The following is a 9,134-nucleotide window of genomic DNA, read 5'->3' on the forward strand; positions in this document are numbered from 1 at the left end:
CAGGGATGTGAACAGTGCTGAATAATGCCCGTGCGACCAACCTCATTGCGAATGTCATTGCAATAATGGCCGTGATCATTTTGATTACGGGGGGCATCTATTGGCTTGCGCATCGTCCCATGTTCAATTTGTCGCGTATTACGATAGAGCCGGTGAACGGAAGTGTACTGAATTACGTATCGCCAGCCAGTATTCAGGCAACCATTGCAGGTAAACTCAAGGGCAATTTTTTTACGATTGACCTTGGTGAAACCAAACGGATTTTTGAAACATCGCCATGGGTCCGGCAGGCTCATGTACGGCGTGTTTGGCCCGATGGTTTGATGCTTAAAATAGAAGAACATGAGCCCTTTGCGTTCTGGAATGAAAACCAGATGATCAATACATGGGGAGAGCTGTTTTCGGCCAACCAGGCAGAATTGAATGCTGAGTCGGATTTGCCACAGTTCAATGGCCCTGATGGTTCCGAACGACTGGTGGTACAACGTTATGCAGAGCTGGTTCGTTGGCTGGCGCCATTAAAATTGGGTGTGAATGAAATAACGCTTAGCGATCGCTATGCATGGCGTGTAGAATTGAGTAATGATATGGAATTGGTAATGGGAAGGGATCCGGGAGCCGATGCGGTTAATCCGCATTGGGGGCAGGGGGCCGTATCTTTTGCCTCGACCATCGAACGCTTTGTGCGCTCATGGCCGATATTACAAAATCGTATCGCAGGCAGGAAAATAAATAAGGTGGATCTTCGTTATACCAAGGGCTTTGCCATAACGTATGCTCCAGTGGATAATACTCTACCAGTTGATAGTAAAGAGAAAAAATGAGTCGTGACCTTAAGGACCTAATTGTTGCTTTGGACATCGGTACCAGCAAAGTCGTTGCGGTAGTGGCCGAGGCATTGCCTGAAGACGGGCGATTTGAAGTGATTGGGCTTGGGCAGCATGAGTCCAAGGGAATGCGTAAAGGGGTTGTTGTCAATATTGATTCAACCGTGAACTCAATCCAGCGCGCCCTGGAAGAAGCGGAACTGATGGCCGATTGTAAAATCAGGGAAGTTTACACGGGTATTGCAGGTAATCATATTACCAGTTTTAATTCCAGCGGCATGGTGGCCATTAAAGACAAGGAAGTGTCCGATGCTGATGTTGCCCGGGTTATCGAAACCGCAAAGGCCGTCAATATTCCAACCGATCATCAGGTACTTCATGTATTGACCCAGCAATTTATTGTTGATAACCAGGAAGATATCAGGCAGCCGGTCGGGATGAGCGGGATACGGCTGGAAGTGCGTGTGCACATCGTAACGGGTGCGGTTAGTGCTGCCCAGAATATTGTCAAGTGCGTGCGTCGTTGCGGACTCGAAGTGCAGGATCTTATTTTGCAACCGTTGGCATCCAGTATGGTGACCCTGACCAATGATGAAAAAGAGTTGGGTGTGGTCATGGTGGATATTGGCGGTGGCACGACCGATGTTGCCATTTTTACCGGTGGCGCAATCCGCCATACCACCGTGTTGCCAGTTGCCGGAGACCAGGTAACCAGCGATATCGCCGCCATGCTCAGGACACCTACGCCTGATGCTGAAGATATCAAGCTGCGTTTTGGCATTGCCAAGCAGTCATTGGCAAATCCTGAAGAATTGATAGAAGTGCCTGGTCTTGGTGACCGTGATGTACGCAAAGTCAAGCGCCAAACCCTGGGGGCGGTTATTGAACCCCGCATGGAAGAGCTGTTCATGATGGTGCAGCAAGTGGTCAGAGATTCAGGCTACGAAGATCTGGTAGCTTCGGGTATTGTCCTGACGGGCGGTACATCCCTCATGCCGGGCATTGTGGAATTGGCCGAAGACGTGTTTCTTAAGCCGGTCCGGGTGGCGGTTCCCGAATATCGCGGAAGCCTGGCCGATGTAGTCCGCAACCCGCGGTTTTCAACCGTAATGGGTTTGTTGACTGAAGCCCGTGTGCAGCGTCTTAGGGGTAGCAAGACCATGCAGCAAAAAGGAGGATTTAAATCAATCTTTTTGCGCATGAAAGAGTGGTTTATGAATTAAAATACGAGCATAATTAAAGGATTACGTAATTTTTATGCTTAAAATGTATTTTTGCAGGGGTTAACCCTGTAAAAAGGGTGATTAACATCATCCAGGAGTTATTTAAAAAACAAAGGCGGAAAAATATTTCGGCCTTGTCTTTGAAATAATTTCCGAAAATTGGGGAATTTTCGATAATTGTCTGGATTATAGGAGTTGGATAACATGGATTTGGGTTTTCAAATATTAGATGACAGTAACAGTAGCGGCACCGTTATCAAGGTTATTGGTGTTGGCGGTGCTGGTGGCAATGCAGTACGGCACATGATGCGTTCAGGTATCAAAGGCGTTGATTTTATTTGCGCCAATACAGACACCCAGGCGCTGACCGCGACCGAGGCACCTGTGCAAATTCGCCTGGGTAATTCCGGTTTGGGAGCGGGCGCCAAGCCAGAACAAGGACGTGCAGCGGCCGAGCTTGCCCGTGAGGAAATCAGGGCTGCCCTGAATGGCGCAAATATGGTGTTCATCACTGCTGGCATGGGTGGCGGTACCGGTACCGGTGCAGGTCCTGTTGTTGCTGAAGTGGCGAAGGAATTGGGTATTCTTACTGTAGGCGTGGTCACCAAGCCTTTCTCATTTGAAGGTACCCGTCGCATGAAATCCGCAGAAGAAGGGATTGCCGAACTTGCCAAGCATGTGCACTCCCTGATTGTGGTCCTGAACGAAAAACTTTACGAGTTGATGGGCGAAGATGCCACCCAGGATGACTGCTTCAAGGAAGCCGATAATGTTCTGTACAATGCCTGCGCAGGGATTGCTGAAATCATTAATGTCCAGGGTGATATCAACGTCGACTTCGAAGACGTCAAGACGGTCATGGGTGAATACGGCCAGGCCATGATGGGTACGGCGGTTGCCAGTGGCCAGGATCGTGCCCGGGTTGCTGCCGAACAGGCAATTGCCTGCCCGTTGCTAGAGGGTGTTGACCTGAACGGTGCGCGCGGTATCCTGGTTAATGTAACTGCCAGCCGCTCCCTGAAAATGACAGAAACCAAGCTGATCAACGAAATTATCAGCAGCTATGCTTCGAAGGATGCCCACTTTATTTTTGGTAGCGCCTTTGACGAATCCATGGGTGACAGCTTGCGCGTGACTGTTGTTGCCACAGGCTTGGGACGCAAACAGCCTGAATTGGTGCATAACGTAACCCAGAACGTCCGTACCGGCACTGATGACCTGGTCTTGAACCTGAATGCGGTCGACAGCCAGCCTGAGGCGTTCAATCTTGATACCCCGCCGGTGTTCCGTAATCCCCGTGCTCGCAGCCAGGCGGCTTCCGATCAGGTAAGGGCGCTTGAAACATCAGGGATGGAGCGTTACGATATTCCTGCATTTTTGCGCAAACAGGCTGATTAATAAAAAAGTAGTACCAACTCCTGCTGGAAATCAGCTTCATGGTTTCCATCAATTAAAAGAAACGGTTTCCCCAAGCCGTTTCTTTTTTGTCTTTGATTGAAACACTTTTTAGTCAAATCAATAACTTGGCCCACCAATTCAAGGTAAAATGAGCCTTTAAAGTAAAGGTAAATCTTAGCCTTGTGGCGATATTAAACTTATGCTCAGACAAAGAACCATTCAGAATATAGTCAAAACAACCGGTGTCGGCGTGCACTCTGGCGAACGCGTGGAAATCGTCCTGCGTCCTGCAGAGGCAAATACCGGTATTGTCTTCCATCGTATCGATACCCCTGACGTGATTGACTTTCCTGCCTTGGCAGACAAGGTTGGCGATACCCGCATGGCTTCTGTCTTGCAAAATGGCAATGTCCGCATCTCTACCGTAGAACATTTAATGTCTGCCCTGGCTGGTCTAGGTATCGATAATATCCATGTAGACCTTGATGCCGAAGAAGTGCCCATTATGGATGGCAGTGCCGGTACTTTCGTTTATTTGCTGCGCTCTGCCGGTATCGTCGAGCAAAATGCACCCAAGCGTTTTCTGAAAGTCTTGAAAACCGTGGAAGTTAGCGAAGGCGAGGGTGAAAATGCCAAATGGGCCCGGCTTGAGCCTTATGAAGGTTTTTCCCTGGCATTTTCAATTAATTTCCAGCATCCAGCCATCGATTCAACCGCCAGTTTTGCCGAAGTAGACTTCGCCCGTGATTCCTATGCCAAGGAAATTGCCCGTGCCCGCACTTTTGGCTTTGCCAGTGATGTAGAGGCCATGCGTTCCATTGGCCTGGCCCGTGGTGGTAGCCTTGATAACGCCATTGTGATGGATGATTACCGTATACTTAATAGCGATGGCTTGCGTTATGATGATGAATTCGTCAAGCATAAAATCCTGGATGCCATCGGAGACCTTTATCTGATTGGTAAGCCTCTGCTTGCCCGTTACGTGGCATGTAAATCGGGTCATGGCCTGAACAACAAGTTGTGCCGTGCCTTGCTGGCACAGGAAGATGCCTGGGAAATTGTGACTTATGATTCACAGGCAGCCGCTGCCGATGCTGTTGGCCGTGATTGGCGTCTGGCTTAATTTTTTCTTCGTTTTAAAATGCGGGCAATTGCATCAGAAAGATCTCCTTTAGGCAGGTTTTGATGCAATTTATCAAATGCGTCCAGCGCAGATTGGTTTAAAATAGTCTTGTTTTCAGTATGGGCTTGGGCATTCGGTTCGGGTTTGTACAGGTTTGCCTGTATCCTGATGCGGACTTCATTGACGTTCAGGCCGCGATTCATCAGAAGTTGGCTGATTCTTGGCGTAAGTTGGCGTATCTTTGCCGCATAGGCGGCACTTGGTACGGCAATGACCAGGGTTCCGTTATCAAACTTCAGGATTTTACATGCTTGCGTTACCGGATCATGTAAACTATCGAGAATCGTATTTTGTATGTCCAGGTAGTAACTGGCCGTTTTAAGGATGTTTGCCTTTTGTTCATCATCCCTGAGCCAGCCTAGGGCAGTCTTTTCCTCATTGCTTTGTTGGCTATGGGTAGTATGGTTTTTGTTTTTATAATATTTACGAAACAGGGACATAGACAGTAGATAGGTAAAATGTTTAGAAAGCGTAAAAAAGATCTTTTTTTATCGGAAAGTTCGTATAAACACAGGCAGTCCAGCAAGAAAATCTGGACATTCAGTATGTCAGTATTAGGATTGGGTATTGCGGTAGCCAGTGGTGCAATGCTAGAGCGATACTGGGGCGTTCAATCACTCAATCAGGAAAATAATAGCCACTTGGCGGCTAATGCGCAACCCTCAACCCGTGATGAGGCACTGATCCGTAACAGCGTAAACTTCATGGCGGCCCAGGTGGGTGAATTGCGCGCGCGGGTTGAGAGCCTTGAAAAACTGGGTACCCGGGTCGCCGGTACGGCGGGTTTGCTTAAGTCTCCCGAGGCGGCGGCAATTTTGCCTTCGGCAAAGCAGTCGGATGAGCCCTATTCCTTCGAAGAAGATTTGATTACCAATGATACCATCATGTCAGCCGAAGAAATTGGCCGTGAGCTGGATATGCTTAAACAGCAAATTTCCATGCAAAATGATGGTTTCAGAACGATGGAATTGCTGCTGAATACGCGTAATGCCGATCGCAGCCGCATTCCGTCCGCCTTGCCGGTGTCCATGTCTGCCGCCCGAATTTCTTCCGCTTATGGCTGGCGTCGCCATCCCGTCAGCAAGAAATATCATCTGCATTCCGGCACCGACTTTGCAGCGCCAACAGGCACTCCCATTTATGCCGCATCAGCCGGAATAGTGGTAGACGCTAGCTATAATGGTGCTTACGGCAATGTCATTGATGTTGATCATGGCAATGGCGTAGTAACCAGATATGCCCATGCTTCCAAATTGCTGGTGAAAACCGGTGATCTGGTTTCCAAGAAACAAATTATTGGCCGGGTTGGCTCTACTGGGCGTTCAACCGGTGCGCATTTGCATTTCGAGGTCCGTGTCAATGACACTCCGGTTGATCCGTTGATGTTCCTTAAGCAAACATCTACCGCACCTGCGACAGCGGTTGCCGAGAATTCCTTGCTTGAAACGGTTAGCAAGGCGGGGGCGGCTGTGATTGGGGCACAACTGGGTGTAGGTGGAAAAGCTGGGGCCAGTTTGCCATCTGGCGTTACAACCAGAACCCGTATGCGTTAAACTACTGGCTTCGAGTAATATTTGACTAACCACATTGGACCGGTTTGGCGGGTAGCGCCTGCGAAAATCCAAGCTAATATTGTAAAATAAGAATGATTTCTATACTTAAAAAACTAGTTGGCAGCCGTAATGACCGCATACTTAAACAGTATCGCAAAATAGTGTCAAAAATCAATGCGCTGGAAAAAACAATATCAGCGCTTTCAGATGAAGAGCTTGCCGCCAAGACGCCAGAGTTTCGCGCCCGTCTCGAAAAGGGCGAAAGCCTTAATGATTTGCTTCCCGAAGCCTTTGCCGTGACCCGTGAGGCGTCCAAGCGGATATTGGGCATGCGCCATTTTGATGTGCAGTTGTTGGGCGGTATTGCCTTGCATAACGGAAAAATTGCAGAGATGCGTACCGGAGAAGGTAAAACCCTGATGAGTACCTTGCCGGTCTACCTTAATGCCCTTAGTGGCAAGGGTGTCCACGTGGTTACCGTCAACGATTATCTGGCCCGTCGGGATGCGCAATTAAACGCCCGTCTTTATAATTTCCTAGGCATGACGGTAGGGGTAGTGGTCCCGCAGCAAGACAACCAGGAAAAAATCGAGGCTTACCGTGCCGATATCACCTATGGTACCAATAACGAATTCGGTTTCGATTACCTGCGCGACAATATGGAATATCGCATAGAGGACCGCCGCCAGCGTGGACTTAATTATGCGATTGTCGATGAAGTTGACTCCATCCTGATTGATGAGGCCCGTACTCCGTTGATTATTTCCGGTCAGGCTGAAGATAATACCGAATTGTATATACGCATGAATGACATTCCTGCCTTGCTTACGCGCATGAAAGAAGAGCCTAAGCCGCAGGAACCCGAGCCCGAGGGTGACTTCTGGGTTGATGAGAAATCCCAGCAAATTTACCTGTCTGAAGCCGGTCATGAAAAATCCGAGAAGATCCTGCGTCAGGCTGGTATATTGCCCGAAGGCGAATCCCTGTATGATCCGCGCAATATCACTTTAATGCACCATTTGATGGTGGCCTTGCGTGCCCATAACCTGTTCTTCAAAGACCAGCATTATGTGGTGCAAAACAACGAAGTGGTGATTGTTGATGAATTCACCGGCCGTTTCATGGCCGGCCGTCGCTGGTCCGATGGCCTTCACCAGGCCGTTGAAGCCAAGGAAGGTGTGCAAATCCAGAATGAAAACCAGACACTGGCTTCCATTACCTTCCAGAACTATTTCCGCATGTATGAAAAGCTGTCCGGCATGACCGGTACGGCCGATACCGAGGCATACGAGTTTCAGGAAATTTACAGTCTTGAAACCGTTATTATTCCAACCAACCTGCCCATGGTCAGGATCGACCAGAACGACCAGATCTTCAAAAATGATAATGAAAAATTCGCTGCTATCATCAAGGATATCCGCGATTGTTACGAGCGTGGCCAGCCTGTTCTGGTGGGTACGACCAGTATCGAAAACTCCGAACTACTGTCAGCGCTGCTGAAAAAAGAAAAGCTGCCTCATGAAGTGCTTAATGCCAAACAGCATGCTCGTGAAGCGGAAATTGTGGCTGAAGCGGGCAAACCGGGTCGCATTACCATTGCGACCAATATGGCCGGTCGTGGTACCGATATCGTGCTTGGCGGAAGCATCGAAAAAGCCATTAACCTGGTTCGTGCCGATGATTCCTTAACGGCGGCACAGAAAGAAGAGAAAATCGCCAAAATCCGCGAAGAATGGAAACCCTTGAACGAACAGGTCAAAGCTGCCGGTGGATTACGTATTATTGGTACCGAGCGTCATGAATCACGCCGTATCGATAACCAGTTGCGTGGTCGTGCCGGCCGTCAGGGTGATCCTGGGTCTTCCCGCTTTTATCTCTCCCTTGATGACTCCCTGATGCGTATTTTTGCGGGAGAGCGTGTGCGTGCCATCATGGAGCGCCTGGGTACTGATGGCGAGCCGATCGAAGCCAAAATGGTTTCCCGCTCTATTGAGTCGGCCCAGCGCAAGGTTGAAAGCCGCAACTTTGACATTCGCAAGCAACTGCTTCAATACGATGATGTGTCCAATGACCAGCGCAAGGTATTGTATGGCCAGCGTAACGAGGTACTGGAAGAACAGTCCATTTCGGATATGATTACCGAGTTGCGTAGTGCCGCTGTCAATGATCTGGTGCGTACCTATATTCCCGAAAATTCCATGGAAGAGCAATGGGATATTCCGGCACTTGAAACCGCGCTGGCTGCAGAGCTGCAAATAGAGGTTCCCTTGACTGCCATGATCCAGGCGGATGAAAGCCTTGGTGAAGAGGAAATCGTGGATGCTATCCAGGAAGCGGCAAAGAACGCTTACGATGCCAAGGTGGCGCTGGTTGGACAGGAACAATGGTCTTCATTTGAGCGTTCCATCCTGTTGCAAACCATTGATTCGCATTGGCGCGAGCATCTGGCTTCACTTGATCACCTGCGTCAGGGTATTCACTTGCGCGGATACGCACAAAAAGATCCTAAGCAGGAATACAAGAAAGAAGCTTTCCAGATGTTTGCCGGCATGCTTGAACGCGTTCGTAATGACACGATCAAGGTGTTAATGACGGTGCAGATCCGCTCTCCCGAACAAGTGCAGGAAGCGGGTGCCGAAGCCGCCCAGTCTCATGTCCAGAACGTCAAGTTACATCATTCTGACTTTGATGAAGCCTTGGGTGTCGAGGTTAATGAAAACGGAGATGTTTCTGCGGGCGGAATTACGGTTCGGAACATGATGGCCAATGTCGGTCGCAATGATCCATGTCCGTGTGGTAGTGGCAAGAAATTCAAGCATTGTCACGGTCAATTGAAATAAAAACTGTGGGCAAAGGGTTAAGCTGAAGCTAACCGGTTCCTGTCCGTTCGGGCATGAACCGGTTACGTCAAGTTTACATATTTCGTACTCAGCTTGTTCCCACGCAGTAG

Annotated in this window: 7 protein-coding genes; 6 read left to right on the plus strand and 1 reads right to left on the minus strand. The window is 49.1% G+C overall.

Annotated elements, in window-relative coordinates:
* Positions 1–14: 14 nt before the first annotated feature.
* From ACM5Q9_RS14110 to lpxC, 4 genes are all read left to right on the plus strand, one after another.
* Positions 15–824, plus strand: coding sequence for a cell division protein FtsQ/DivIB (locus tag ACM5Q9_RS14110; RefSeq protein ID WP_418145384.1), 810 nt, complete (start codon positions 15–17; stop codon positions 822–824).
* A complete protein-coding gene (gene ftsA, locus ACM5Q9_RS14115) occupies positions 821–2,050 on the plus strand; it encodes a cell division protein FtsA (RefSeq protein ID WP_418145385.1) in 1,230 nt (409 codons plus the stop codon). Before ACM5Q9_RS14110 ends, ftsA begins: the two co-directional genes overlap by 4 nt.
* A gap of 204 nt (positions 2,051–2,254) precedes the next feature.
* Complete coding sequence (gene ftsZ / locus ACM5Q9_RS14120; RefSeq protein ID WP_418145386.1) at positions 2,255–3,448, plus strand: cell division protein FtsZ; 1,194 nt, start codon at positions 2,255–2,257, stop codon at positions 3,446–3,448.
* 199 nt (positions 3,449–3,647) lie between these two features.
* Positions 3,648–4,571 (plus strand): UDP-3-O-acyl-N-acetylglucosamine deacetylase, encoded by a 924-nt coding sequence (gene lpxC, locus ACM5Q9_RS14125; RefSeq protein ID WP_418145388.1) that lies wholly within the window; start codon positions 3,648–3,650, stop codon positions 4,569–4,571.
* Here the strand turns inward: lpxC and ACM5Q9_RS14130 are convergent.
* Positions 4,568–5,071 (minus strand): DciA family protein, encoded by a 504-nt coding sequence (locus ACM5Q9_RS14130; protein ID WP_418145389.1) that lies wholly within the window; start codon positions 5,069–5,071, stop codon positions 4,568–4,570. The two genes, lpxC and ACM5Q9_RS14130, sit on opposite strands and share 4 nt — an antisense overlap.
* 105 nt (positions 5,072–5,176) lie before the next feature.
* Here ACM5Q9_RS14130 and ACM5Q9_RS14135 point away from each other — a divergent pair, with 105 nt between their 5' ends.
* Both ACM5Q9_RS14135 and secA read left to right on the plus strand, forming a co-directional pair.
* Complete coding sequence (locus tag ACM5Q9_RS14135; protein ID WP_418145390.1) at positions 5,177–6,184, plus strand: M23 family metallopeptidase; 1,008 nt, start codon at positions 5,177–5,179, stop codon at positions 6,182–6,184.
* Between the two features lie 92 nt (positions 6,185–6,276).
* Positions 6,277–9,024 carry a preprotein translocase subunit SecA gene (gene secA / locus ACM5Q9_RS14140; RefSeq protein WP_418145391.1) on the plus strand — a complete coding sequence of 916 codons (2,748 nt, stop codon included), beginning with the start codon at positions 6,277–6,279 and terminating at the stop codon, positions 9,022–9,024.
* The last annotated feature ends 110 nt before the right edge of the window (positions 9,025–9,134 follow it).

The organism is Advenella sp. RU8, from assembly GCF_048381675.1.
Lineage (GTDB): Bacteria > Pseudomonadota > Gammaproteobacteria > Burkholderiales > Burkholderiaceae_B > Advenella.